Below are 23,860 nucleotides of genomic sequence, written 5' to 3'. Positions count from 1 at the left end.
GATTCAGTGGACTGGCGCGGCGTACGACAACGACGAGAAAAGCAAGATATTGGAGGAGGCGGAGCATGAAGATCGGACCTATGGGGGCGGTGCTGCTTGCGGCCGTCCCGACACTGGCAGCAGCACAGTCGGTGACGATGTACGGCGTGATCGATACCGGCGTGGAGTACGTTAGCAATGTCGGTGCCGCCGGTGACGGGCTGGTGCGCATGCCTACGCTCACCGGCACCGTGCCCTCGCGCTGGGGGTTGCGCGGGACGGAAGACCTGGGCGGTGGACTCAAGAGTGTGTTCGTGCTGGAGTCCGGCTTCGCCCCCGACACGGGCGGCGCCAACCAGGGCGGTCGGCTGTTCGGACGGCAGGCGCTCGTGGGGCTGAGCGGCAAATGGGGCCAGCTGTCGCTCGGGCGGCAGTACACCATGCTGTTCTGGGCCAATCTGGATTCGGATATTCTCGGCCCCAATGTCTACAGCGCTGCGTCGCTCGACAGCTACCTGCCAAATACGCGTGCTGACAATGCGGTGGTGTACAAAGGGACCTTTGGGGGGCTGACCGTCGGTGCCACTTACAGTTTTGGTCGCGACGCGGTCAACGCCGGACCCAGTCCGGCCGGCACCAACTGCGCCGGTGAAAACCCGGCCAGCAAGTCGGCCTGCCGGGAATGGTCGGCGCTGCTCCAGTACGAGGACAAGGGGTGGGGCGTGACCGCGGCCTATGATTCGCTGCGCGGTGGGCCGGGGGCGTTCGGCGGGCTTGGCAACAAGTCACTGACCGACGACCGGCTGTCGCTGAGTGGGTACGTGCTGTTGTCGCGCGCGAAGCTCGGGCTGGGTGTGATCCGGCGTGACAACGAAGGCAGCCCGACGCCGCGCAGCGATCTCTGGTACGGCGGCGTGGCCTACGACATCACCCCGGCATTCACGCTTGCCGGCCAGGTCTACTACCTCAGGTTCCACGACAGCGCCAACAAGGCAATGCTGTACGCGCTGCGTGGCGCCTATGCGTTCTCGAAGCGGACGTCGGCCTACGCCACTGCGGGGTACATCGACAACGGCGGCCAGCTTGCGCTGTCGGTCAGCGCCGGTGCCGCCGGTTCCAGCCCAAAGCCGGGAGGCTCGCAGTTTGGCACGATGATCGGTATCAAGCACGTGTTCTAGCGCCTTGCCTGCAACTCAGCCGGCCGCATCCAGCAGGCTGCTGTGCGGCCACTGGTCGGTGCCGGCAAGGTCGCGGGCAACCTGCTTCAGCGTTTCGATGACGGCCAGCGTAGCCCGCGACGGCGGGCGTGCCGCCGCATAGCCGATCAGGCGGTGAAGCTTCAGGCCGCGGATCGGCTGCGCCCGCAGTCGTCCGGCCTGCAGGTCTTCGCGTATCGCTGCGGCGAAGTGCACGGTCCAGCCGAAGCCGCGCGCCACCAGCCGCCTGGCGACCTCGATCGATTCGACCTCCATCGTCACTTGCAACGCCACGTCCTGTTGCGCGGCCAGTGCCTCCAGTGCGAGCCGGACCCCCGACTTGGGCACGCCGGCCAGCACGATCGGCACCTGCTGGAGCTGCCCGATGTCCACGGGACCCTCCCCAAGCGACATATCGCCGTACGGGCCGATGGCGCACAGGCTTTCCGCGACCAGCGGCACCGCCGATACCCCGGCGCCCGATATCGGGCCACTCAGCAGGCCAACGTCGAGCGTGCCCTGCAGCAGTGCGTCCTGCAGCGCCGGGGCAAAGTTCTCCACCAGCCGTAGCCGGATGTCCGGATAGCGCTGCCGCAGCGCTTCGGCCAGCGGGATGAACAACAGCGGCGCGAGCGCCGGGGTCAGTCCCACCGCCACCAGGCCGCGGGGCGAAGCCGCCAGGTCCGCGATGTCGATCTTGACCTGGTCGGCATAGCGCAGCAGGAAGGACGCGCGGTCCAGCAGCACCAGGCCCTCCGGCGTGGGCGTGGCGCCGCGCACATGCCGCTCCACCAGCCTGACGCCAAGCTCTTCCTCCAGCAGCCGGATCTGCCGGCTCAGCGCGGGTTGGGCGATATGCAGCGCGGCTGATGCGCGCCCGAAATGCTGCAGGGTTGCGAGCACCTTGAAGTAGCGAAGCTGTCGCAAATCCATGGTCATGCCTCAACGTGAAAGTTCTTGCTGTTGCCAGCGTTCCGAATGCCAGAGAATTCGTGCAATCGATTGCGCAAATTGACGACAAGAATCACGAGCACCGCGCAATGCATCGCCTTCCTTTACAGCGCCCGCGTCGAGGCGCGCACCACCAGCTCGGGGGCCAGCAGCGTGCGCGCGGTTGTGGTGGCGCTGCCGTCGAGCGCGCCAAGCATCAGGGCGGCGGCGCGCGCGCCCATCTCGTAGAAGGGGATGCGGATTGTCGTCAGCGCCGGCGCCACCGCATGCATCAGCAGCATGTCGTTATGGCCGACGACGGACAGGTCGTCAGGGCAGCTGCCTCCGGCCTCGCGCACGGCCGCGTAGCAGCCCAGCGCCAGGAAGTCATTGGCGGCGACGACGGCCGTGATCCGGCTGCGCCTGGCCAGCAGCCCGGCGCACGCCGCGCGGCCGGCTTCTTCGGTATAGGCAGGGGCGCGCACCACCGGGCATTGGGCAACTGACAGGCCGCAAGCGGCCAGTGCCTGCAGGAACCCGGCCTCGCGCTCGTGGCCGGTCGACAGGCTGGCCGGTCCGGCGATGTGCCCGATGCGCCGGTGGCCCAGCGCCTGCAGGTGGCGCACGGCCAGCGCCATGGCCTGCTGGTTGTCGCCCACCACGCTGGAAACGCGGCCGGCATCATCGCTGCGGTTCACCATCACGATCGGCACGCCCTGTTCCAGGCAGTGCGCGACCACCGGGTCGTTGCGCTCGGCCGTGGCCAGGATCAGCCCGTCCACCTGGCGCGCCAGCAGCTGGTCCACCACGAAGGTCTGGCGCGCCTTGTCGCCGCCGGCATTGGCCACGATCGGGATATAGCAGTGCCGGGCCAGGGTGTTTTCGATGCCGAGCACGATGGGTGGGAACACCGGGCTGCCGATATCCGGCACGACCACGCCGATGGTGCCCGAGCGGCGCGTACGCAACGCCGCCGCGATCCGGTTGGGCGAGTAGTGCAGATCCTGTGCCGCCTTCAGCACGCGCGCCACCATGTCGTCGCCGATGCGGTGGCGCGTCAGCGGGTTGAGCACGCGCGAGACCGTCGACGGATGGATATCGAGCGCCTGCGCGATCTGCTTGATGGTGGGCTTGCTCATCGACTCATTGGCAAGGGTTGGCCCGGCGCGTGCCTGATGCCGGCTGGTTATGGAGACATCGACAAAAAGTTGATTGGACTCTCGCCAGCCGCGGTTCCTAAAATCGGCACGAATGCCAGTGTCATGCGTGATGGCTGCGTGTGATTCGTGCAATCGATTGCATTCTAGTCCATCGGCGCGGAACATGCCAGTCCCTGGCCGACACCGATTTATCAAAGAGGAGATGTGTATGAAAGGCGCGGTTTCGCTTGCCGGCAGGCTGCCGGCTTACCAAGAGTTTCCCGAACCGCAAGCCGCGGCGGGGCAGATCGTGGTCGAGGTCAAGGCAGCGGCGCTGACGCGGCTGGATATGGCGATCGCGGAGGGCCGCCACTATATCAAGCCGCCGGTGGAGCAGTTCATCGTCGGGCGCGAGGGCGTCGGGCGCCTGCCGGACGGGCAGCGCATTTACTTCAACGTCAATGCGCCGGCTGCGCCCTTCGGCTCGATGGCGCAACGCGCACTGGTGGATGCGGCGCTGACGTTCCCGGTGCCGGACGATATCGATGATGCACGTGCCGCGGCGCTGGGCAATGCCGGGCTTGCGGCCTGGCTGCCATTGTCGTGGCGGGCACGCATGCGCCCGGGCGAGACCGTGCTGGTGCTCGGCGCGACCGGCATCTCGGGGCTGCTGGCGGTGGCGTCGGCCAGGCTGCTCGGCGCGGGGCGCCTAATCGCGGCGGGGCGCGACCCGCAGGCGCTTGAGCGCGCGCGGCGGCTCGGCGCGGATGCGGTGGTCGCGCTCGACCAGGGCGTGGACCTGCCGGCCGCTTTTCGCCAGGCGGCACAAGGCGATGTCGACATCGTGCTGGACTACCTGTGCGGGGCACCGGCGGAAGCGGCACTGCAGGTCCTCGGACACGGTGGACGGCTGGTCCACATCGGCACCACGGTCGGCCCGACCATCACTTTTGCCGGTGCGGCCGCGCGCAAGGCCTGCTTCGACATCCAGGGCTTTGCCTACTACCACGCGCCCATTGCCGAGCAGGCACAGGCGTTTGCCGAGCTGTGCCGGCATACGGCGGCGGGCCGCATGGAGATCGATATCGAGCCGGTGCCGCTGGCCGATATCGGCAGGGTATGGATGGCGCAGGCCAAGGGGGCGCGCCAGCGCTTTGTGCTGATCCCTTGACGAGGCAGCGATAAACGGAGAAGGCGGGAACCCGGCGTCTGTTGAAGTCACCGGGTTCCCGCCTTCGCGGGAATGACGTGGTCGTTGGTCTCGGTGGTACTAATGCGGGACCACCATGGTCGCAACGTCCGTGAGCCGAAGCAAGATCACGGCAACGGCGGTGTAGGCAGGCGCGTTTCCCCCGGTTCGAGCTTCAGTTCGATATCGAGACGGAAGCCGCCCTTGCCGTCCGGCTCAAAATCGCGCAGCAACGAACCGACGGCGCCAAAGGCCGCGTCGCTGAAGGCATAGGGATCCAGCGCATCGAAGATCTGCGTGGTCAGCACCTTGTGCCCGGGCGCGATGGCGATGAAGTGAAGATGAGCCGGGCGCATGTGGTCGCGGTTCTGCAGGGCCAGCAGCTCGCCGCAGGGGCCGTCGATGGGGACGCCATAGCCCGAGGGCCGCACGCTCTCGAACCAGAAGCGCCCGTCGGCATCGGTCTCGAACACGGCACGCAGGTTCATGTCCTCCTGGTGATCGTCCTGGTTCTCGTACAAGCCACTCGGCGCGGCCTGCCACGTCTCGATGCGCGCGCCGGCGATCGGCGTGCCGTCGAGCGAGACGACGCGTCCCTGGACGAACAGTGGATCGCCTGTGGTGTCAGGGGTTGCGATGTGCGCGCCGTTGGGGCGAACCGGCTGGTTCGCGCGCCAGAACGGGCCGATCAGCGCGGGCTCGGTGCCGCCGGCTGCAAGCACGGCCTTGGCATCCATCAGCAGCACCAGCGTGGCAAGCCCGAGAATATCCGCCAGCAGGATGCCTTCGTGCTTCTTCGGTCCGGTGGCCTGGCCGACGCGGACCATGAAGTCCAGGCCATGGTGGAGTTCCTCATAGGTCAGCTGGACCTCGGACGCGAAGGCGTGCGCGTGCCGGATGAGTGCGTCAAGAATGATCCTGGTGCGCGGGTCGCGCGTCCCCGAATTCGCCTTGAGCACGGCGTCTAGCAGTGCCTGGGGGGTGGCGGGAATCGATTGTGTGTTCGGCGCGGATGGGGCGTGTGCGCGCACTGCGGAAGCAGAGGTCATGGTGGGGTCGGCTCCTGATGATTGAAGGGGGTAGTTGCCTGGCGAGGAGAGGGGCATCGGCGCCAGGTCTCAGTCGCTCTCCTCGTTGCCCACTCGCCTGCTTCGCCGCGGCCTTCGTCAGTCTGCGGCGCGGTGCTCCGCCGTGTCCGCTTCCGCTTCCTTGATGTAGCCGTCCTTGCCGTAGACGAGACCGGTCGCCTCGGCTGCCTTCACCACGTCCGGGTGCCAGGCGATGCGGCCGCATTCCTCGTCGGTGCCGCCGACCACCGAATACACGACCAGGGCGTGGTCGTTCGGGTTGCGGAAGCCCCGCATCACGCCGATCGGGCAGGAGATCACATCCCACTGGTTCAGCATCAGCGAGTACTGGCCTTTCTCGCCCCAGATCACTTCCATCTGGCCGTTCAGCGGGCAGAACACTTCCTCGGTCTTGTGCGCGTGAAGGCTGGCGCCTTGCCCGACCGGGATTTCGATGAAGGTCACGCCGAAGCGGTGGTTACCCGGAATCGCGGGCTCGACGCCTTTGTTCTCGAGCACGCCGCGGTTCATGATCTTGTAGATGTTCTTCTTCATGCCGGGCAGGCGGCTTTCGATGAAGGTCTCGCCGTAAGGTGCGACCTTGCCCCAGCGCGCGATGCGGGTGGCTTCCATTTCCTGAGGGGTGGGATCCATGTTGATTCCTTGATGCAGTGAAGTTGGGGGAACAAGAGGGCGATTGCCTTCTGTACGTGCAACTTTATGAAGCACCAGGGGATAAGTCCATTATCATTTTTCGCGCGACTCGATAACAAACCGGTATCGGGGATTCACGAAGCGAGCACAGCAAGGCTGTCGGTCGATGGAACGTAGTCTTCCGCCACGCCGAAGGCGTACTCGAGGCCGAGTCGTTGCGTATAGAATTCGACCGTCTTGCGGGCGTCGACACAGCGATAGGCCACGTGTGAAAAGCGCTGAATAGGCATGGAGTCTCCTGATAGCGGCGGCGCTCGGAACCCGATGAGGCCTTTCCCCCTGCGGCCGTCGATGCAGCCCGTTAGTTGGTTGAGCAAGGTGGTCGGCTATCGCCCCGAATGCAGCGCGATGGGGCCACGGTATCGCCATTGGCCGTGCAGGCCGCCGGCAAACCGGCGGCTCGGCCACAAAGCGGGGAGAGCGGATGCGATCTGCGAGCGAGGGTGCTCGCCGCCATGCCGGTCAGTAGGCCTGCGGTGGCGCCGTGGCCTGGATCTCTTCCGGGCTGACAAGCACGGCATCCGCGTCGCAATACACCCAGTCGCCCGGTTTGAACGTCACGCCCCCAAAGGTCAGTGGGACGTCATCCTCCGCGCCGGGCTGCTCGGTTGCATTGCGCAGCGCCGTCGTGCCCAGGGCCTTGACGCCGATGTCGATGCCATCGACGGTCTTGCTGTCGCGAATGACGCCATGGATGACCAGTCCCGCCCAGCCATTGCTTGCCGCGAGCCCGGCCAGCCGGTCGCCAAAGACGCCGATGCGCAGGGAGCCGCCTACGTCGACCACCAGCACGCGGCCGGCCCCGGGCGTGGAAAGCCGGCGCAGGACGGGCCTGTGGTCCTCTCGCACGCGCAGGGTTGCACAGGGGCCGGCGAAGTGCTCGCGCAGGCCGAAGCTGCGGAACTGCAGTTGACAGACGGAGGTGGTGTCCGGGTGCTCGTCGGAAAGATCGCTGGTAGAGAACATGACAAGAGGGGAGTACGAAATCAAAGGAATGTGCGTAACCATGTGGCATCACACGGCCGCGTTTGCGTATTGAGCGGGGTAAATTGCACTGGGTTCCCGCCTGCGCGGGAACGCGGGTGCGCGTTCTCTGAAGTCGTGGACTAGTTAAGCGTGATGCCAACCTTCTTTACCACCTCGCCGTATCGTGCGTAGTCCTGGCGGATCTGCTTGCCGAATTCATCCGGGCTGTTACCGACCGGGGTGATACCGAGGTCAAGCATCCTGGCCCGGGTTTCCGGCTGCTCCAGCACCTTCCTGATCTCCCGCTGCAAGCGCGCGACCACGGCGGCCGGCGTGCCGGCAGGCGCGAGGATGCCTACCCAGGAATCCACGCTGAAGTTCTTGACTCCGGACTCCATCAGCGTCGGCACATCGGGCAGCGAGGCGATCCGGTGGCTGCCGGTGACGGCAATGGCGCGGACCTGTCCGCTCTTCACATACTGCGACACGCTGGCGACCGCGGTACACAGCACTGGGAGTGAGCCGCCAAGCACGTCGGTCAGCGCTTGCGAGCCGCCCTTGTACGGGATGTGCTGCAGGTTGATGCCTGCCTGTTCCTTCAGGAGTTCCCCGGCAAGATGGCAAGTGGTGCCGGTGCCGGAACTGCCGAATGACAGGCCGGTGCTCTTCCTGGTGCTCGCGTACGCGACCAGCTCGCTGAAGCTCCTGGCCGGCACGGAAGGACTCGTCACGACGATCAGCGTGGCGTCGCCCACCTTGGTGATGGGCGCGAAGTCGGTCAGCACATTGAAGCGCGGCCTGGTGATGTGCGTGCCGGTCACGAGCGCTCCATCGAAGCCGAGTAGCAGGGTATAGCCGTCCGCGTTCGACTTTGCCACCAGCTCCGCGCCGATATTGCCTGATGCGCCGGGCCTGTTGTCGACGATGACGGATTGCCCGATGGACTGGCCCAGCTTGTCCGCCACCAGTCGCGCGGTGGCGTCGGTGACACCGCCCGGCACAAACGGCACGACCAGGCGTATGGGACGGGACGGGTATGCCTCGGCATTGGCGTGTGCGGGTACGCCGGCGAGCATCGCGGCGGTGATTCCCAACAGGCCGAGGATCATCTTCGGATGGTGCATGCTGTCTCCTGCCGATGGATGTTTGATGGGGTCTTGTGCGCCTCTGGCGGTCATTCTACGGAGGAGGTCGCAGCATGATGTGCTGTACCTGAGCCGGATGCCCCAGGTACACCGTTGAAAGTTCCGGGCTGGCCGGGAAGGGCGGCATGATGTGCTGCGTCGTGGCGGGCGCCGGAGCTGGCTTACCTCCGCAGACGTACGGGTTCGCGCGACCATTGATCAATGGATGGATTGGCAATGCGCGCATCTGGCGCCTGCCATCCGGGCTCTTGTCGTACTGGTCATCAAGCCCGGAAGCACGGATATTTAGCAAGCCTCGGAGCCGGTCGCTATCGACCCTGCCGCCTCGGCGTGGGCTCCGGCAGTGGCAGCGCGGTCTGGTACTTCACCTGCTTGAGGGCGAAGCTTGAGCGGATGCTGGCTACGCCAGCCAGCCGCGTCAGCTTGTCGACGATAAAGTGCTCAAGTGCCTGCACTTCCGCAACCACCACCCGGATCAGGTAATCGGAATCGCCGCTCATCAGGTAGCACTCCATCACCTGCGGCAGTGCCAGGACCGCGCGCTCGAACGAATCCAGGCCGGTGCGGGTCTGCTTTTCCAGCGAGATCTGGATAAACACGTTGACGTTGAGGCCAAGCTTGTGGGGATCGAGCAGCGTGACATGCCTGCTGATCAGTCCCGATTGCTTCAGCAGGCGCACGCGTGCGAGGCAGGGTGACGGCGAGAGATTGACGCGCGCGGCCAGCTCCACATTGGTGAGGCTGGCGTCGCGCTGAAGCTCGGCCAGTATCCTGAGGTCGATCTTGTCGAGTTCGATCATGGGCGCATCACGGTTGAGAGTGCAGGATGGCCAGCCTGGCGCGTGTTTCGTCGCCGGCCTGGAGCAGCATGGACAGCGAGTCCCAGTCGCCATTCAGCAATTGGCGCCGGGGCCCGCTGCGCATGCCGATGGCCAGCATCGTGTCGGGCAGGGCAAGCGTCATCGTGGCCAGGTCGATCTGCAGCGTCGTGTCGGGACGGACTTCGCAGCGCCCTTGCAGCTGCCGCATTGCCTCGGCAGGCAACTGGACGCAGGCGATGCCAAGCGCCACGCAATTGCCGGCGAAGATTTCGCCAAACGACTCCCCGACGATGGCACGTATGCCGTGCCGGCGCAGTGCCTGCGGCGCATGCTCGCGCGATGAGCCGCAGCCGAAGTTGGCGTTGACCAGCAGGATTCCGGCGCCGGCAAAGCGCGGGTCATCGAAGGGGTGCAGGTGGTTCCGCGCGCGTGCCAGCATGCGCTCGTCGCCGAACACGTGCGCCTCCAGGCCATCGAAGGTGATGCACGTGAGATGCCGGGCGGGAATGATCTGATCCGTGTCGATGTCATCACCGCGCAGCGGGATGGCAAGGCCGGCAATCTTTTGTATCGGGTGACGCATGGTTGCTCGAGGTTGGGGCGCGGCTTACGCAATGCCGAAAAGCTGGCGCGCATCGACGATCTCGCCCACGATGGCAGCCGCTGCCACCATCACCGGCGACATCAGCATCGTGCGTCCCTCGGGCGAACCCTGGCGGCCGCGGAAATTGCGGTTGGAAGACGAGGCGCATCGCTGCCTGCCGCTGAGGCGGTCGGCATTCATGCCGCAGCACAGCGAGCAGCCGGCGTCGCGCACTTCAAAGCCGGCTTCGGTGAGGACGCGGTCGATGCCGCTGGCAACCAGCGCGTCGTGCACGGAGCGCGAGCCCGGCACCGCCAGCGCCTTCACGTGCGGCGCGACGCGATAGGCGCCGCGCCGCAGGTGGTGAGCCACGGCTTCGAAGTCGGACAGCCGGCCGTTGGTGCAGGAGCCGATGAACGCCACCTCGATGCGCGTGCCGGCGATATGCTGCTTCGCTTCGAGTCCCATGAACCTGAGCGTTTCGGCCAGCGCCGGCGATGCAGCGGGAATCCGCTCGTGCACGGCCAGCGCCTGGTCCGGCGAGGTGCCCCATGTGACCATCGGGCCGATCTCGTCCGCGTGCAGTGTGACCCGGTCGTCATAGTGCGCATCCGCATCCGAGCGGACCGACTCCCAGCGCGCGACGGCCGCCCTGAAGCGCTGGCCCGCGGGTGCGCGCTCGCGGCCTTGCAGGTAGCGGTAGGTGGTGGCATCGGGATTGACATAGCCGCAGCGCGCGCCGCCTTCGATGGCCATATTGCAGAGCGTCGTGCGCTCTTCCATCGAGAAGCGATCCACCACCTCGCCGCCGAATTCATAGGCATAGCCCACGCCGCCCTTGGCGCCCAGCCGTGCAATCGTGAACAGCGCCACATCCTTCGCGTAGACGCCGGGCGCCAGCTTGCCGACGATGTCGATGCGGCGCACGCGCAGCTTTTCACACAGCATGGTCTGGCTGGCCAGCACGTCGCGCACCTGGGTGGTGCCAATGCCGAACGCCACTGCGCCAAAGGCGCCATAAGTCGAGGTATGGCTGTCGCCGCAGACCACCACCATGCCGGGCTGGATCAGGCCGCGCTCGGGCGCGATCACGTGGATGATGCCGTGCCGGCCCTCGCGCGGGTCAAAGTAGCCGATCCCGGATTCCAAGGCATTGCTGCGCATGGTGGCGATCTGCAGCCAGCTGGTCTCGTCATCGACCGCCTCGGGATCGCCCAGGGTCGAGGTCGTATGGTCGGACGTGGCGAAGGTGCGCTCCGGATAGGCCACCTTCAACCCCCGTTCGCGTAGCGTCGCAAACGCCTGCGGACTGGAGACTTCGTTGAGCATATGGCGATCCACCACGATCTGGTATTGACCTGGCGCGAGCTCGCGCAGCGCATGGCTGTCGAACACTTTTTCATAGAGCGTCTTGCCCATCGTCCGTTCCTCTTGCGGCTTAGCCCGGGGTGCCGCCGGCCTGCTGGCGGCGATGGTCGAGCACCGTGCCGGCGGCGATCAGCTGCTCGATGCGCGCCTCGTCGAGGCCCGCCTCGCGCAGGACCTCGATCGAATGCTCGCCGAAGGCAGGCGGTACGCGGAAGCCGCTGGCGTTGTCGCCGTCGTAGCGGATGGCGCGGTTGGCGGCGCGCACCGGGCCATATTCCGGATGGTCCAGCTGGTAGAAGACGTCGAGATGGCGTACCTGTGCGTCGTCTTGCAGTTCGTCAAGGCGCAGTTCCGGCGCCGCCGGCACATCGTGCTGTTGCAGACGGGCCATCCAGGTGTCGCGGTCGGCGGTGGCAAAGACCGCGCCGAGCTCGGCCGCGATCGCGTCGTAGCCTTGCACGCGGCTCTGGCGGTCCGGGTACGCCTGCGCCAGGTCCGGGCGCTCGATCGCGCCGAGCAGGTTCTGCCAGAACTTTTCCGGCGACGACAGGTGCAGCCCGATGCGGCGTCCGCACTGGCAGGTCACCAGGTACGACTGCGACTTCGACGCACGGCTGAAGATCTCCGGCGCGCTGCCATAGGCCGACAGCTGTCCGAGCGGCTCGGTGGCCAGCGCGATCATCGATTCCAGCATGGAAACCTCGACCTTCCTGCCGCGTCCGGTGCTGGCGCGCTCGACCAGGGCGCCCAGGATGCCGACGCAGGCGTAGATGCCGGAGATGGTGTCGGATACCGGTGGCCCGGGCACGCGAGCATCGGTGCCGCGATGAAACATGGAAATCCATCCGGACAGGGCCTGTCCGACGTTGTCGAAGGCCGGGCGGTCGGCGTAGGGGCCATCGGCGCCGAAGCCCGTGATCGAGCAGTGCACCAGCCGGGGATTGAGCTGTTGCAGGCTCCCTGCGTCCAGCCCCAGCTTGCCCTCGCTGCCGGGGCGCATGTTCAGCAGCAGCACGTCCGCGTCACGCAGCAGTTCCTGCAGCACGTCACTGCCTTCCGGCGTGGTGAAGTCGAGCACCAGCGAACGCTTGTTGCGGTTGTGCGACTGGAAGTGGCCGGCATACAAGCCGCCGTCGAACGTGCGGAAGGGATCGACCACCTTGGGCGATTCGATCTTGATGACCTCGGCGCCGAGTTCGCCCAGCAGCTGGGCCGCGAGCGGCGCGGTGATAAAGCGTCCGATCTCGATGACGCGGATGTTCTGCAGGATTTTCATTGCGACTCCTTCGGTACCAGGTGCGACGACGCTTCTTCTTCCGTGCGCACCCACAGCGCGTTGGCGATGGGGTGTTCGATTTCTTCGGCCAGATGGCCGAGCAGGCCAACCGCGCGGCTCACCACTGCCAGGCCGCGGCACAGCTTCCAGGACAGGCCCAGCTCGGATGCGATGGCACCGATCGCGCCGGTCGCGTTCACGGGCAGTTGCCCGGGCTTGCCGTAGGCGCGCTCGGCTTCCAGCGAGATCGCCTGCATCAGCGTCACGTAGGAGCCGGCCAGGCCGTTCTGCCCGGCGATGGCGAACAGCGCCACCGCGCGCGGATCGACCGGCTTGTGCACGGGGTGGCCGATGCCCGGCACCGGCAGGCGTTGCTGTCGATGCTCCAGCACGATGCGCGCGGCGGTTTCCGCCACGTCGTGGTTTCCTGCCGAGCCAAGGGGATGCGCGTCTTGCAACAGGCGGGCGGCGCCTTCGGCCGTCCCGGCAAAGGTGGTGCCCATGCCGCACAGGCCTGCGGCGATGGCGGCCTGCATCGATTCCGGCGCACCGAGGTAGGTCAGGCGGGCCACCATGGCCGAGGGCGTCATGCCGTGCTCCACCAGCACCGCCAGGATGGCGTTGAAGACCGTCGATTCGGCGCTCGTTGGCCGGCGGCCGGTGACTTCGAGGAAGGCAAAGTCACCCAAGGCGATCTTGCCCAGCACGTCCTGGCACAAATCCAGTCCGCGCACCGTGATGCGATCGGCGGTGCTCCAGCCCATGTCCGAGCGCAGTGTCTGTTTTTCCATGATTTCCTCCGGTTGAATGCTTGAGTCCGTCCGGGCGTGCCGGTCAGGGCCTGGCCGCGTCCGCCGAGACAATGGCGCGCGGCAGCAGCAGGATCAGTACGCAGCACAGCAGCAGGCAGGCACCCAGCACATAGGTGCCGCTGTTGACATTGCCGGTGATGTTCTTGGCGACATTGGTGATCATGGCGCCCGTCACGCCAGCCAGGCTGCCCACCGAATTGATCATGGCCAGGCCGGCGGCGGCGGCCACACCCGTGAGTGCGCGCCCGGAGAAGATCCAGAAGAGCGGCGCCACGCCGAGGATGCCGGCGGCGGAGACGGAGATCAGCAGCAGCGACAGTTCCAGCTGGCCGGCCCAGGCTGCGCTCAGGATCAGGCCGATGCCGGCGCAACCCGCAGGAATGGCCGCGTGCAGGCGGCGTTCGCCGGTGCGGTTCGAATGCATGGCATTGACCACGATGAACGCGCCGGCCACCACGTAGGGCAGCGCGGACAGCAGGCCGACGTGGTACACGTTCTGAATGCCGGTCGCCTGGATGATCGACGGCAGCCAGAACGACAGGCCGTAGAAGCCGGTGTTCATGGTCAGCAGGATCGCGCACAGCAGCCAGATCACCGGGCTCTTCAGGGCGGCGCCGAAGTTGTGGGTCTTGTGCGCGTTGTCCGTGGCAAGGTTGCGCCTGATCAGCGCCTTCTCGTCGGCGCTCAGCCAGCGTGCCTTGTCGACCGAGTCCGTCAGGCAGGCCAGCACCACGATGCCCAGGATCACCGCGGGCAGCCCTTCGATCAGCAGCATCCATTGCCAGCCGCGATGGCCCAGCGCGTCATGCATGTTCTGCAGGATCCAGCCCGACACCGGTCCGCCGATGCACAGGCTCAGCGGCAGCGCGAACATGAAGCCGGCCAGCACGCGGTTCTGCTTGTGCGACGGGAACCACTGGTTCAGATAGAGCACGACGCCGGGGAAGAACCCCGCCTCGCACACGCCCAGCAGAAAGCGCAGCACGTAGAAGACGTTTGCCGGCGTGGTGTGGAACAGGGTGGCGAGCGGCCCGATATACATCATCGAAATCGAGACGAAACCCCAGCTGATCATGATCCGCGAGATCCAGCGCCGGGCGCCTACACGGTGCAGGATCATGTTGCTTGGCATCTCAAAGAGCACATAGCCCCAGAAGAGCATGCTGGCCGCGAGCGCGTAGACGTTGTCGCTCAGGTCCAGGTCGCCGAGCATCTGCAGCTTGGCGAAACCGATGTTGACGCGATCGAGGTACGAGATCACGTAGCAGACAAAGAACAAAGGCACCGTTCGCCAGAACACCTTGTCGTAGGTGCTTTTCTCAAGGTCGGGCAATGCGGCTTCGAGCGGGGCTTGCTGAATGCTTGCGGTCATGACTGTCTCCATTTCGCCTTGTCTTGTGCCGGGGGACGTGCGGGATCGGCCCCATGACAGGGTTGGCGCTGCAGTGGCGTCGCGGCGAGCCGGCCAACTCTGTTTAGCTGCTGTCGATTTTGAACGACTATTTTGTAGGACAATAGTGTCGATGCAGAGGATCTGCCATGAGGGTTAGTCCTGATCAAAATCGAAAGTGGCTAAGGCGTCAAGCGATGTTGGGCGAAGTGGCCTGCAAGCGCACGGGTTGACTCTCCCACCTGCATTCGCATCATTGAACAACGAAGTTGTAGGACAATAATGTGCGATATGCTGAGATACAATCAGGGTAATCGCGGGAGAACACCACCTATGACGGATGCATCCGTACCGGCACGCAGCACGCTTGAATATGTCGTCGACAGCCTGAGGCAGGCGATCCTGAGCGGCCGCCTGGTGCCGGGCCAGCGGCTTGTCGAGGCAGACCTGACGCGCGAGCTTGGCGTCAGCCGCGGCCCCGTGCGCGAGTCATTTCGCCGGCTGTCGGCCGAGGGCCTGGTCGAGAGCATTCCCAACCAGACCACCATGGTCAAGCGTTACTCGCACCTCGAGATGAAAGAACTGTTCGAGGTGCGCGCGGCGCTTGAGGCGCTGGCTGCAGGCCGCGCGGCCAGGCGCATGGACGAGGCGTGCGTTCGTGAACGGTTCCTGAAGGCGACCCAGCCGATCTGGGAAGACCACCATGCCATGAGTCCGGCGGCCTACTTTGAAGAGAACCGGCGCTTCCACCAGGCCATCGCGGACGAATGCGGCAATGCGAAGCTCTCCGATTTCATCGGCCGCCTGCAACTGCCGATGCTCATGTTCCAGCTCGGCAACGCCATCCATGGCGAAGCCTTGCAAGAGTCGGTCAATGAGCACCGCCTTATTGCCCAGGCCATCGTGAGCGGCGATGCCGACAAGTCAGCCCAGCTGATGCGCGACCATCTCATCCGCGCCAGCGAATTCATCGATCGCATGCCGGCCGACACGTTCAGGCCCTGATCCGATTTCCGGGGCGCGAACTCGCGGAACCCTCGTTCGTGGAAGCGGCTTTCCGCAGTGTCCCATGCTGAAATCCGCGCAGCCCGGCCGCGAACCCGGCATCTCATGCTGCGGACCCCTCCATAGAATGGAATGAAGCAAAGCCATTCGGAGCCATGTCCGTGACCAAGCTCGCTTCTCCCCATGCCCAACTACCGCGCACGCCGACAGGAGTGGGCGTGTTACCTGCCGGGCCGGCTGTACCAGCCCGAAGACGCCGGCTCGATGCTTGACTACCGCATTGCAGAGGCGCTGGCACGCTATGGCGTCGATGCGGAAAAGCCTGCGCCGTTTTCGCTCTGACCACCACGCTGAGGCTGTCATGACGTTGGTTCGGCCTGACCTGCCGGAGCAGGCAGGTTTCAACATGAGAGCAGTATGGGAGCATCTACCATGAGCAAACGAAATGTCCTGGCCGCGTTGCTGGGCACCCTGTTGTGGAGCGTTGCCGTACAGGCGCAGGATTTTCCGAACAAGCCCATCCGCCTGGTGGTGCCGTATCCGCCCGGCGGCGGCACCGATGCGGTGGCGCGGACCATCGTACAGAAGCTGCAGGTGGTGCTGGGCCAGCCCGTCGTGATCGAAAACAAGCCCGGCGCCAGCGAGGTGGTCGGCACCGGCAGCGTGGCGCGGGCGCCCGCGGACGGCTACACCATTGGCCTCGTCACCAGCACCTATTCGGTCAACTGGGTGCTGGACCCGAAGCTGCCCTACAAGCCCGCGCAATTCGTGGCGGTAGCGCCGCTGGTGGGCGTGCCGCTGCTGGCCCTGGTGCCCCGGGAGGCGCCCAGCGCCAGCCTGGCGGAACTGATCGCCGCCAGCCGCAAGCGCCCGGGCACCATGAACTACGCCTCACTGGGCCCGACCAGCCTGCAGGCGATCACCAGCGAATGGTTCAAGTACAAGTCCGGTGCTGACCTCACGGCCGTCGCCTACAAGGGGGCAGCGCCAGCCATGGTGGCACTGTCGACCGGCGAGGTGGATTTTGCCTTTGCCGGCCTCGGTGCCAGCCGCGCCATGCTTGAAACCGGCAAAGTCCGCCCGATCGCCGTGTCCACGCCGAAGCCCATTGCGCAGATGCCCGACCTGCCGCCGATTGCTGCCACGGTGCCGGGTTTCGATATCCTCACGTGGTATGGCGTGGTGGCCCCGGCCGGCGTGCCGCAGCCGGTCCTGGCGCGGCTGAACGCAGCGTTCGCCGAGACCATGAATGACCCCCAGGTGCAGCGCCAGATCAGTGCCCAGGGCAACCTGCCGATGACCATGGGGCTCAAGGAGTTCACCGCTTTCCTGGAGCGAGATGGCATCTTCTGGCGCGAAATGATCGACAAGGCGGGGATCCGCGCGCAATAGACAAGGACATTGGCCGGTGAACTGCCAATTGTCGAACTGCAAATTGCTGCTGACTCAGCATCTTGCCGGTGTGGCTTCCGCTCCACCGGCTTTCTTGCGGAGTGCTCCGGAAACTGGAAGCGGGAGTACGCGCCGTGTTGGCGCGCACAGGCGAGGGGTCGCCGGCGCCGCGCAAGGCGCCGGATCCGGCGCTGGCCGTTCAGTTCATCTCGGAAAGCTTCTCGTCCTGAATCACCTTTCGCCACTGGCTGACTTCTTCGGCGACGAAGCGCTGGGCGGTGTCGTGGCTGGTGTGCCACGGCTCGGCCGCCTGCATCCGGAGCGACTCGGCGACATCGGCGCGCTGCAGGGTCACGCGCACCATCTCGCCCAGCTTCGCCATGACGTCGGCACGCAAGCCTTTCGGGCCCGCGAAGGCATACCAGGCGGTGACATCGAAGCCGGGGAGCACGGTCTCTGCGATCGTCGGAACGTTGGGGTACAGGCGGAAGCGCTCACGCGTGGTAACGGCCAGCACCTTGACCTTGCCGCTGTCGATATAGGGGCTCATGCCTGCCAGCGAGGTGAAGATCACCGGGACTTCTCCGCCGACCACGGCCAGCGCCGTTGCACTGCCTCCCTTGTAGGCAACGTGGCTCAGGCGCACGCCCGTTCTTGCCTGCAGTACCGCCGCCGCCAGGTGCATGCCGGTGCCGTTGCCGCCGCTGCCGTAGTCAACCTTGCCGGGTTGCTGCCTTGCCGCGCTGAACAATTGCCCCACAGTATCGAACCCCGCCTTCGGGTTCGCGACGATCGCGTAGGGGCTGCGAGCCACCATGGAGATCACGGCAAAGTCCTTGACCGGGTCATAGCCCAGAGACTTGTAGAGTCCGGGAGCGGTGGCGTGCCCCGAGGCCATCAGATAGAGCGTGTAGCCGTCCGGAGCGCTGCGCGCCACGTACCTGGCCGCAATCGTGCCGCCTGCACCGGGCTTTGCCTCGACGATGGCGGGCTGGCCGAAGCGTTCGTGGAACTGGGCAGCGAGCAGCCGCGCGAAGCTGTCGATGGGGCCGCCCGCGGCGAAGCCATGGATGATCCGGATGGGCTTGCCCGGCCAGGCGTCGGGTGCCTGGGCCAGGGCAACTCCTGCCGTCAGGTGCATGGCGGCGAAGGCAAGAATGAGGTGGCGTCTTTTCATTTTGGCGTTGTCGATGGTCGATGAGGGGGATCCGTAGCGCCCGCTTGGCGAGGGATGCCGAAGCGGGCGGGTGTTGCCGCCGGCGCGGGGCCCTATTCAGGTAAAGCGGATGGTGGCTGCCTGGCGGCCGATTCGCTGCTGGGCCTCGACGAGCTGCGCCTTGAGCGCGCGCCAGTCCACGCCCAGCATCTTGCCGTGGCGCTTGCGCGCCTTGCCGGCGATCCAGACGCTGTCGACATCAGCCGTGCTGGCGAACGTGACCACGCGGTCCGCCAGGCTTCCCGCCATGCCGAAGCCGACCCGCTCGGTGCTCAGCAGGACAAGGTCGGCGCGCTTGCCAACCCGGATCGAGCCGATCGTATCGCCAAGCCGAAGCGCTTGCGCACCGTAGGCCGTGGCAAAGTCGAGTATGTACTCGGAGGTGCATGCGCGCATCTGTTCACGGCATTCAGGGTCGAGGTAGAGGTTCCAGTAGGTTGCCCTGACGTGCTCGAAATAGTCGCCGGGCAGCGCGAGCGAGATATCGATGCCCATGCTGGTGGGCACTCCGGCGCTGCGCGAGCGTCCATGCACAGAGGGGCCTTTGCTTTCGGACATGACATAGGGAAACTCGCCCATGGCTGTGGCGCAGATCATGCCGCCGGTGTCGCGCAGCATGGCGAGTTCGTCAGGCGTCAGGCGATTGGCATGGGTGGCCTGGTAGTCGGGACCGAGCAGGCCGGCCTCATAGAGATCGCGGATGCCTGAATCGCGGTGGCCCATGACCCCGGCAGGATAGGGGCGCTCGGGCTTGTGGATATGCGCGGCAAGCATGCCCACGCCCATGCCGCGCGCGCGGGTCCATTCGCTGCGGATGTCTTCCAGCGCGGATCCGGCATTGCCGCTGGGGGCGAGCGCCAGCTGCAGCGTTGCGGCACTGTCGGAGAACAGTTCGCGCTGCAGGCGCTCGGCCGTTGCCCAGTGGCTTTCGGTCGTCCTGGCAATACGTTCCGCGTCGGCCTTGGCCAGCGACACGGTGTCGCCCGCCTTGTACGACGAGGAAACGCCCAGCTGGAAGCCGAACCAGCCGGCAATGCCAGAGTCCTTCAGGCCCTGTGCCGCGCTCATGGCGCAAGCCTCGGTGGGCTGCCCATGGGCGAAGTCGAAGACCGTGGTGACGCCTGAATCGATCGCCTGGAGGCCGCCGATCAGTTCGGCCAGGTAATTGTCCTCTGGCGTCATGCAGACGATGGTCCGCATCTTCCATTGCTGGTAGTACCGGGCGTACTCGGAAGGCCGGGACTTGACCAGCCGCCCCATGTCGATGATCTCCCAGACATGCCGGTGCCCGTCGATCATCCCGGGCATCAGGATCATGCCGGTCGCGTCGATGATCTCTGCATCCCGCACCGGCAGGTCCGCGCCGATCGCAGCGATACGATCGCCTTCGATCAGCACGTCCGCGCGCAATTCGCCGAGTCCGGCATCCATCGTCAGGATATCGGCGTTCTTGATCAGGGTTCTGTTCATGTTCCATTGGCTCCTATAGGGGAGCCTGGATGCTGGCATTCCCGGATCGCCGGATAAACCGGTGCGCAGGAAACAATGGCTTTCCAGCAGGAAAAGAATCGCCGGCGGCTATGCGGCGATCCGATGCAAGACGCGGAGGGAGAGATGTCAGGCGTCTTGTGTCCTGAAAGGCAGCGATGTGCCGAAGTCGAACCGCCGCGACACGAGGCTGACGAACTCCCGCACTTTTGGCGAGGCGCGCCGCGGTTGCGGATAGGCGGCATAGAGCGTCCTGGCCTGCGGACACCAGTCCGGCAGGATGGCGCGCAATCGCCCGGCTGCCAGGTCGTCGATGACGAGGAAGGCGGGCAGCAGGCAGATGCCGGCGCCGTCGAGCACGGCTTCCCGCAGCGTCAGGCTGTTGTTGCAGCGAAATGCGCCAGTGACATGCACCGCGTGCTCTGCTCCGTCCCGGGTGAAGCGCCACTCGTTGGGGGCGATGCCGCGCGTGTAGACCAGGCAACTGTGTCTTGCCAGGTCGGCGAGATCGAGGGGAGAACTGTGGCGGCTGATGTAGCCGGGTGCGGCGACCAGGAGCCGTGGCATCGTTGCGATGGGGTGGGCGCCTTCGGCCGAACCCTTCGGGGTTGTGGCAATGTAGAAGGCAACATCGACGCCTTCCTCGGCGGGATCGACGAAGCGGTCGTTGAGCGTCATCTCGACGCTGACCTCCGGGAATCTCGCCGTGAACTCGGCCACGGTGCGTCCGAGGCTGGCGTTGCCAAGCGATACCGGCGCGCGGACCTTGAGCAGGCCACGCGGGACTGTCTGCACCACGCCGGCCGAGCGCTCGGCTTCCTCGATTTCATCGAGGATACGCGTGCATTTCTCATAGTAGTTCCTGCCTGCCTCGGTCAGTACGATCCGGCGGGTTGTGCGGGCCAGCAGCGGCGTCCCGATGTGGCTCTCCAGTGCGGAGACATACTTGCTGACCGACGCCGTCGACATGTCCAGGCGCTCAGCCGCGACCGTGAAACTGCCGCGCTCGACCACCCTGCAGAAAACGCTCATCGCTGTAAGACGGTCCATACTTTTTCTCGCCCGGAAACCTATTCTTTCGGGAACGAATGTTCAATCGCGGCGGCATCGCTGTCAATATCCTCGGCACGATAACGATGGAGTGAGACGTGAGCGAGAAGAAGACCGGGATATCGGATGACGCGCGTGAGCCGCTGACCATGTCGCGCAAGGCATTCCTGCGCCTGTCGGGGGCAGGCATCGTTGCCGCAGCCTTGGGCGGCAAGGCCGGTGCGCAGCCGGCGCCGCGGGCTGCCGGTGCTGCCATGCCGGCGGGCGCCGCGCCGCGCCGCACGTTGATCCGGAACGCGGATGTGCTCACCATGGACGCCCAGTTCCGTGAGCTGCATGCTGTCGATGTGCTGATCGACGACGGTCGGATTGCGTCGATAGGGAAGAACATCGCGGCCGCTGACGCGGAAACGATCGACGCGGGCGGCATGATCCTGATGCCGGGCATGGTCGACGGCCACCGGCATCTGTGGCAATGCGTGGATGCCGGCCGGCTGATCAAGATGGATCCGTCGGGCTACTCGCGGGCCTACCTGGGGTGGCAGCGCCGCATGATGGCGTGCATGACGCCGGAAGACAACTACCTGGTGGAACTGATCGGAGGACTTCAGGCAATCGACTCCGGCGTGACGACCGTGCTGGATTTTGCCCACGGGCAGCCCAGCGAAGAGACGGCGCTGGCCGCGGCCCGTGGCGTACGGGATTCGGGCGTGTCGGGATGGTTCACATACCAGCTCGGCCGCGCCGTTGCATTCGGGCCGGGATCGACGGTCTCGATGGCACGCGTCCACGCGGACCTCAATACCACGACCGAGCAAAGCTGGAAGACCGTTGAACGGCTGCAAAAGGAGATCTTTTCGGATGGCACGTCGCCATTGCAGCTTGGCCTGGCACCGTCTAACGCGATCGGCCGCTCCGTGGCGGAGGTCCGCAGGGAATGGGAGCGGGCGCGCGGCACCGGCGTCAGAATGCTCGCCGCACACTTGCACAAGCCGGTCAAGCCCACCGCGCCGGGAACGATCGGCCAGCGGGATTCCGGCATCCGGGACCTCTATGAGGCGGGCCTGCTCGGGCCGGACTATCACGCGTCGCATGGCAACCGGTTGACCACGGACGAGCTCGGGCTGCTGCGCGAGACCGGCGGCATGCTCTGTTCCACGGTGGTCGGCGAGTTTCCTTACATGCTGACGCCGCACATGATGGCGTCGTCGCACGGCCGGGCCCGGCATGCGGGCGTTGCGGCGGGAATCGGCATCGACGGGCCGCTGGTCGTGCAGCAGGACTTTTTCGAGCACGTGCGCGGTGCGTTCCTCAGCCTGTTCCTTGAGCCGGAAGGGCGTGACATCGTACGCGCCTACAAATCGCAAGACAGTCTGGACTTTGCGACGGCACTCGGTGCGAGGGCGGTACGCCTGGGCGATGAGATCGGCACTGTCGCCGTGGGCAGGCGTGCGGATCTTGTACTGCTGCGAACCGATCGGATCGGTTTCGCCATGCAGGGCAGCCTTGCCGATCGCGTGGCGAACTTTGCCTCGCTTGCGGATGTGGACAGCGTCTGGATCGCAGGCAAGGCGCGCAAGCGCAACGGGACCATGCTCGGCGTGGACTGGCCCAAGCTGAAGCGGGAGCTGGCCGCCGCGCAACAACGCCTTGCCAGACAGATGGCGACCATCACATTCACCGCCTGAACCGCTTCCGGCAACGCCTGGTTTCCCGGTGAACTCCGGCAGCCCTGCGCCCTTGACGCCGGCCTAGCGCCGGCGACGGCAGCGGCGCTAACGACGCCGAGCGGGAAGCTCCTCAATTTCACATCCACCCATTCGGCTGCCGCGCGATCTGGAATTGCGCGGCACGGGACCTTATTGCCTGCGGCCGTTGCAATAACGGCGCCGACGCCCGAAGCCGCGAACGAACAGGGAGTTACTTCATGAAGAAAAACATGCGGGTTACCGTCCTTACCCACCTTTCCGGCCTGCTTGCGATAGCTGGCGTCGTGCCGGCGGGGAATGCGCAGTCAAGCGTCACGCTGTATGGCGTGGCGGACACGTTCCTCGAGTACAGCAATCATCTGCGGACGGCCGCGGGTGCAGCGTCGGAGGGCGGATCCCGGGTGCGGTTGAACTCCGGCGGGCTGGCCGGATCCCGCTGGGGCCTGCGCGGCGTCGAGGATCTCGGCGGGGGCGTGCAAGCGGTCTTCGCGCTGGAGAGCGGCTTCAATATCGATGCTGGCACCATGGGCGAGGCTGGCCGTCTGTTCAACCGACAGGCGTTCATGGGCTTGAACACGAAGGGCTTTGGCAGGCTTACGTTCGGGCGCCAGTACACCAGCATGTTCGATCTGCTTCCGCTTTTCATGCCACTTACCTATGCCGGGGCCTATGAGCCGATGCCGTTCCTGATGAGCCCGCTGCGCGTGGACAATGCTGTCAAGTACCGCATTGAGCGCGGGCCCTTGGCTGCGCAGGCGCACTACGGATTCGGCGAACAGGTCGGATCCTGGCAGGGCAATGCCTCGTGGGGAGGCGGCGCCAGCTATATCAGCGGCGATCTCGGGCTGGCTGCGGTATATGACCAGGCCAATGGCCAGGATACGGCGACTGGCTCCGGCAGGATGCGCAAGGTAGCGGTAGCGGCTACCTACGCGCCAGGCGCATGGCGGTTGACGGCGGGATACCGATGGGCGGAGGAAACCATAGCGAGCGGGGAGAGGAAGCATCGCGACGATATGTGGTGGGCGGGCGTGGGGTATCGCCTGACGCCGGCATTCCAGATGAATGCAGCCTTTTACTACGACGATATCAAAGCCACGGACGGCAGCGCCAGCCCGCCCAACCCCAGGCAGTATGTCCTGCAGGGTGTCTATGCCGTTTCGAAGCGCACGGATCTGTACGGGGCAGTGGCATACGTGCGCAATGCCGGCCTGAATTTCGCAGCGCTGGCGACCCTTGCTCCCGGCGCGCGCAGCCAGACTGGGGTGGCGCTTGGCATCAGGCACAAGTTCTAGCGGCACGTCCGCGAAAGGCTTGCCGGGCCGCAGCAGCCCTGCTGCATCGCACCGGCCATCGGCCTGGTATCCGGTGTGATCTCCACCGAAAAAGCCGCGTTGCCGCGGTTCGCCACCGTGCCGACCGTCG

23 protein-coding genes are annotated in these 23,860 nt (G+C 65.7%); 7 read left to right on the top strand and 16 right to left on the bottom strand.

The window, feature by feature from the left end; translation table 11 throughout:
- Positions 1 to 65 precede the first annotated feature (65 nt).
- Positions 66 to 1,157 (top strand): porin, encoded by a 1,092-nt coding sequence (locus JTE92_RS09160; RefSeq protein ID WP_063239766.1) that lies wholly within the window; start codon positions 66 to 68, stop codon positions 1,155 to 1,157.
- A 15-nt stretch (positions 1,158 to 1,172) separates the two neighbouring features.
- On the opposite strand, the gene JTE92_RS09155 is transcribed toward JTE92_RS09160, so the two are convergent.
- Positions 1,173 to 2,108, bottom strand: a complete 936-nt coding sequence (locus JTE92_RS09155; RefSeq protein ID WP_063239863.1) for a LysR substrate-binding domain-containing protein — start codon at positions 2,106 to 2,108, stop codon at positions 1,173 to 1,175.
- 122 nt (positions 2,109 to 2,230) lie between these two features.
- The gene (locus tag JTE92_RS09150; protein WP_063239767.1) at positions 2,231 to 3,244 is read right to left on the bottom strand and encodes a LacI family DNA-binding transcriptional regulator; all 1,014 of its coding nucleotides are present in this window, start codon (positions 3,242 to 3,244) and stop codon (positions 2,231 to 2,233) included.
- A 229-nt stretch (positions 3,245 to 3,473) separates the two neighbouring features.
- Here JTE92_RS09150 and JTE92_RS09145 point away from each other — a divergent pair, with 229 nt between their 5' ends.
- Positions 3,474 to 4,415: a quinone oxidoreductase family protein gene (locus JTE92_RS09145; RefSeq protein WP_063239768.1), complete on the top strand. Its 942-nt coding sequence runs from the start codon at positions 3,474 to 3,476 to the stop codon at positions 4,413 to 4,415.
- A 146-nt stretch (positions 4,416 to 4,561) separates the two neighbouring features.
- Here the strand turns inward: JTE92_RS09145 and JTE92_RS09140 are convergent, their stop codons facing one another.
- From JTE92_RS09140 to JTE92_RS09090, 11 genes are all read right to left on the bottom strand, one after another.
- The gene (locus JTE92_RS09140; RefSeq protein WP_063239769.1) at positions 4,562 to 5,482 is read right to left on the bottom strand and encodes a dioxygenase family protein; all 921 of its coding nucleotides are present in this window, start codon (positions 5,480 to 5,482) and stop codon (positions 4,562 to 4,564) included.
- 117 nt (positions 5,483 to 5,599) lie between these two features.
- A complete protein-coding gene (locus JTE92_RS09135; protein WP_063239770.1) occupies positions 5,600 to 6,154 on the bottom strand; it encodes a cupin domain-containing protein in 555 nt (184 codons plus the stop codon).
- A gap of 134 nt (positions 6,155 to 6,288) precedes the next feature.
- Positions 6,289 to 6,444 carry a VOC family protein gene (locus JTE92_RS09130; protein ID WP_174544866.1) on the bottom strand — a complete coding sequence of 52 codons (156 nt, stop codon included), beginning with the start codon at positions 6,442 to 6,444 and terminating at the stop codon, positions 6,289 to 6,291.
- A gap of 232 nt (positions 6,445 to 6,676) precedes the next feature.
- Positions 6,677 to 7,222, bottom strand: coding sequence for a ribonuclease E activity regulator RraA (rraA, locus tag JTE92_RS09125; RefSeq protein ID WP_232353428.1), 546 nt, complete (start codon positions 7,220 to 7,222; stop codon positions 6,677 to 6,679).
- 98 nt (positions 7,223 to 7,320) lie between these two features.
- Entirely contained in the window at positions 7,321 to 8,304 is a 984-nt protein-coding gene (locus JTE92_RS09120; RefSeq protein ID WP_063239772.1) for a Bug family tripartite tricarboxylate transporter substrate binding protein, read from the bottom strand.
- Positions 8,305 to 8,633: 329 nt separating this feature from the next.
- On the bottom strand, positions 8,634 to 9,125 hold the full coding sequence (locus tag JTE92_RS09115; protein WP_063239773.1) for an Lrp/AsnC family transcriptional regulator: 492 nt from the start codon (positions 9,123 to 9,125) through the stop codon (positions 8,634 to 8,636).
- Positions 9,126 to 9,132: 7 nt separating this feature from the next.
- A complete protein-coding gene (locus JTE92_RS09110) occupies positions 9,133 to 9,729 on the bottom strand; it encodes a 3-isopropylmalate dehydratase small subunit (protein WP_063239774.1) in 597 nt (198 codons plus the stop codon).
- 24 nt (positions 9,730 to 9,753) lie between these two features.
- Positions 9,754 to 11,148: a 3-isopropylmalate dehydratase large subunit gene (locus JTE92_RS09105; RefSeq protein WP_063239775.1), complete on the bottom strand. Its 1,395-nt coding sequence runs from the start codon at positions 11,146 to 11,148 to the stop codon at positions 9,754 to 9,756.
- A gap of 19 nt (positions 11,149 to 11,167) precedes the next feature.
- Entirely contained in the window at positions 11,168 to 12,373 is a 1,206-nt protein-coding gene (locus tag JTE92_RS09100) for a CaiB/BaiF CoA transferase family protein (protein WP_063239776.1), read from the bottom strand.
- Positions 12,370 to 13,164 carry a citryl-CoA lyase gene (locus JTE92_RS09095; protein ID WP_063239777.1) on the bottom strand — a complete coding sequence of 265 codons (795 nt, stop codon included), beginning with the start codon at positions 13,162 to 13,164 and terminating at the stop codon, positions 12,370 to 12,372. The genes JTE92_RS09100 and JTE92_RS09095 overlap by 4 nt, the downstream gene beginning before the upstream one ends.
- A gap of 43 nt (positions 13,165 to 13,207) precedes the next feature.
- The gene (locus JTE92_RS09090) at positions 13,208 to 14,557 is read right to left on the bottom strand and encodes an MFS transporter (protein ID WP_063239778.1); all 1,350 of its coding nucleotides are present in this window, start codon (positions 14,555 to 14,557) and stop codon (positions 13,208 to 13,210) included.
- Positions 14,558 to 14,908: 351 nt separating this feature from the next.
- Here JTE92_RS09090 and JTE92_RS09085 point away from each other — a divergent pair, with 351 nt between their 5' ends.
- The 3 genes from JTE92_RS09085 to JTE92_RS09075 all read left to right on the top strand — a co-directional run bounded on the left by JTE92_RS09085 (position 14,909) and on the right by JTE92_RS09075 (position 16,972).
- The gene (locus tag JTE92_RS09085) at positions 14,909 to 15,580 is read left to right on the top strand and encodes a GntR family transcriptional regulator (RefSeq protein WP_063239779.1); all 672 of its coding nucleotides are present in this window, start codon (positions 14,909 to 14,911) and stop codon (positions 15,578 to 15,580) included.
- Positions 15,581 to 15,763: 183 nt separating this feature from the next.
- Positions 15,764 to 15,922 (top strand): hypothetical protein, encoded by a 159-nt coding sequence (locus JTE92_RS09080; RefSeq protein WP_157096927.1) that lies wholly within the window; start codon positions 15,764 to 15,766, stop codon positions 15,920 to 15,922.
- A gap of 90 nt (positions 15,923 to 16,012) precedes the next feature.
- Positions 16,013 to 16,972 carry a Bug family tripartite tricarboxylate transporter substrate binding protein gene (locus tag JTE92_RS09075; RefSeq protein WP_063239780.1) on the top strand — a complete coding sequence of 320 codons (960 nt, stop codon included), beginning with the start codon at positions 16,013 to 16,015 and terminating at the stop codon, positions 16,970 to 16,972.
- Between the two features lie 199 nt (positions 16,973 to 17,171).
- Here JTE92_RS09075 and JTE92_RS09070 read toward each other — a convergent pair whose 3' ends face one another.
- From JTE92_RS09070 to JTE92_RS09060, 3 genes are all read right to left on the bottom strand, one after another.
- Complete coding sequence (locus JTE92_RS09070; protein WP_063239781.1) at positions 17,172 to 18,149, bottom strand: tripartite tricarboxylate transporter substrate binding protein; 978 nt, start codon at positions 18,147 to 18,149, stop codon at positions 17,172 to 17,174.
- A gap of 96 nt (positions 18,150 to 18,245) precedes the next feature.
- Complete coding sequence (locus JTE92_RS09065; protein WP_063239782.1) at positions 18,246 to 19,658, bottom strand: amidohydrolase family protein; 1,413 nt, start codon at positions 19,656 to 19,658, stop codon at positions 18,246 to 18,248.
- 147 nt (positions 19,659 to 19,805) lie between these two features.
- Positions 19,806 to 20,726, bottom strand: a complete 921-nt coding sequence (locus tag JTE92_RS09060) for a LysR family transcriptional regulator (protein WP_063239783.1) — start codon at positions 20,724 to 20,726, stop codon at positions 19,806 to 19,808.
- Between the two features lie 98 nt (positions 20,727 to 20,824).
- Between JTE92_RS09060 and JTE92_RS09055 the strand changes: the two genes are divergently transcribed.
- Together JTE92_RS09055 and JTE92_RS09050 are read left to right on the top strand one after the other, a co-directional pair.
- Complete coding sequence (locus JTE92_RS09055) at positions 20,825 to 22,414, top strand: amidohydrolase family protein (protein WP_232353429.1); 1,590 nt, start codon at positions 20,825 to 20,827, stop codon at positions 22,412 to 22,414.
- 239 nt (positions 22,415 to 22,653) lie between these two features.
- Positions 22,654 to 23,730, top strand: coding sequence for a porin (locus JTE92_RS09050; protein WP_063239784.1), 1,077 nt, complete (start codon positions 22,654 to 22,656; stop codon positions 23,728 to 23,730).
- The last annotated feature ends 130 nt before the right edge of the window (positions 23,731 to 23,860 follow it).

This window comes from Cupriavidus oxalaticus, assembly GCF_016894385.1.
GTDB lineage: Bacteria > Pseudomonadota > Gammaproteobacteria > Burkholderiales > Burkholderiaceae > Cupriavidus > Cupriavidus oxalaticus.
Note: the sequence above shows the minus strand (reverse complement) of the source record. Positions and strands in the feature narration are given on the sequence as shown.

Excerpts from the sequence above, each read along its gene's own strand:
- JTE92_RS09160 (WP_063239766.1), top strand. The coding sequence starts at position 66 with ATGAAGATCGGACCTATGGGGGCGGTGCTGCTTGCGGCCGTCCCGACA.
- JTE92_RS09155 (WP_063239863.1), bottom strand. The coding sequence starts at position 2,108 with ATGGATTTGCGACAGCTTCGCTACTTCAAGGTGCTCGCAACCCTGCAG.
- JTE92_RS09150 (WP_063239767.1), bottom strand. The coding sequence starts at position 3,244 with ATGAGCAAGCCCACCATCAAGCAGATCGCGCAGGCGCTCGATATCCAT.
- JTE92_RS09145 (WP_063239768.1), top strand. The coding sequence starts at position 3,474 with ATGAAAGGCGCGGTTTCGCTTGCCGGCAGGCTGCCGGCTTACCAAGAG.
- JTE92_RS09140 (WP_063239769.1), bottom strand. The coding sequence starts at position 5,482 with ATGACCTCTGCTTCCGCAGTGCGCGCACACGCCCCATCCGCGCCGAAC.
- JTE92_RS09135 (WP_063239770.1), bottom strand. The coding sequence starts at position 6,154 with ATGGATCCCACCCCTCAGGAAATGGAAGCCACCCGCATCGCGCGCTGG.
- JTE92_RS09130 (WP_174544866.1), bottom strand. The coding sequence starts at position 6,444 with ATGCCTATTCAGCGCTTTTCACACGTGGCCTATCGCTGTGTCGACGCC.
- rraA (WP_232353428.1), bottom strand. The coding sequence starts at position 7,222 with ATGGTTACGCACATTCCTTTGATTTCGTACTCCCCTCTTGTCATGTTC.
- JTE92_RS09120 (WP_063239772.1), bottom strand. The coding sequence starts at position 8,304 with ATGCACCATCCGAAGATGATCCTCGGCCTGTTGGGAATCACCGCCGCG.
- JTE92_RS09115 (WP_063239773.1), bottom strand. The coding sequence starts at position 9,125 with ATGATCGAACTCGACAAGATCGACCTCAGGATACTGGCCGAGCTTCAG.
- JTE92_RS09110 (WP_063239774.1), bottom strand. The coding sequence starts at position 9,729 with ATGCGTCACCCGATACAAAAGATTGCCGGCCTTGCCATCCCGCTGCGC.
- JTE92_RS09105 (WP_063239775.1), bottom strand. The coding sequence starts at position 11,148 with ATGGGCAAGACGCTCTATGAAAAAGTGTTCGACAGCCATGCGCTGCGC.
- JTE92_RS09100 (WP_063239776.1), bottom strand. The coding sequence starts at position 12,373 with ATGAAAATCCTGCAGAACATCCGCGTCATCGAGATCGGACGCTTTATC.
- JTE92_RS09095 (WP_063239777.1), bottom strand. The coding sequence starts at position 13,164 with ATGGAAAAACAGACACTGCGCTCGGACATGGGCTGGAGCACCGCCGAT.
- JTE92_RS09090 (WP_063239778.1), bottom strand. The coding sequence starts at position 14,557 with ATGACCGCAAGCATTCAGCAAGCCCCGCTCGAAGCCGCATTGCCCGAC.
- JTE92_RS09085 (WP_063239779.1), top strand. The coding sequence starts at position 14,909 with ATGACGGATGCATCCGTACCGGCACGCAGCACGCTTGAATATGTCGTC.
- JTE92_RS09080 (WP_157096927.1), top strand. The coding sequence starts at position 15,764 with ATGCCCAACTACCGCGCACGCCGACAGGAGTGGGCGTGTTACCTGCCG.
- JTE92_RS09075 (WP_063239780.1), top strand. The coding sequence starts at position 16,013 with ATGAGCAAACGAAATGTCCTGGCCGCGTTGCTGGGCACCCTGTTGTGG.
- JTE92_RS09070 (WP_063239781.1), bottom strand. The coding sequence starts at position 18,149 with ATGAAAAGACGCCACCTCATTCTTGCCTTCGCCGCCATGCACCTGACG.
- JTE92_RS09065 (WP_063239782.1), bottom strand. The coding sequence starts at position 19,658 with ATGAACAGAACCCTGATCAAGAACGCCGATATCCTGACGATGGATGCC.
- JTE92_RS09060 (WP_063239783.1), bottom strand. The coding sequence starts at position 20,726 with ATGGACCGTCTTACAGCGATGAGCGTTTTCTGCAGGGTGGTCGAGCGC.
- JTE92_RS09050 (WP_063239784.1), top strand. The coding sequence starts at position 22,654 with ATGAAGAAAAACATGCGGGTTACCGTCCTTACCCACCTTTCCGGCCTG.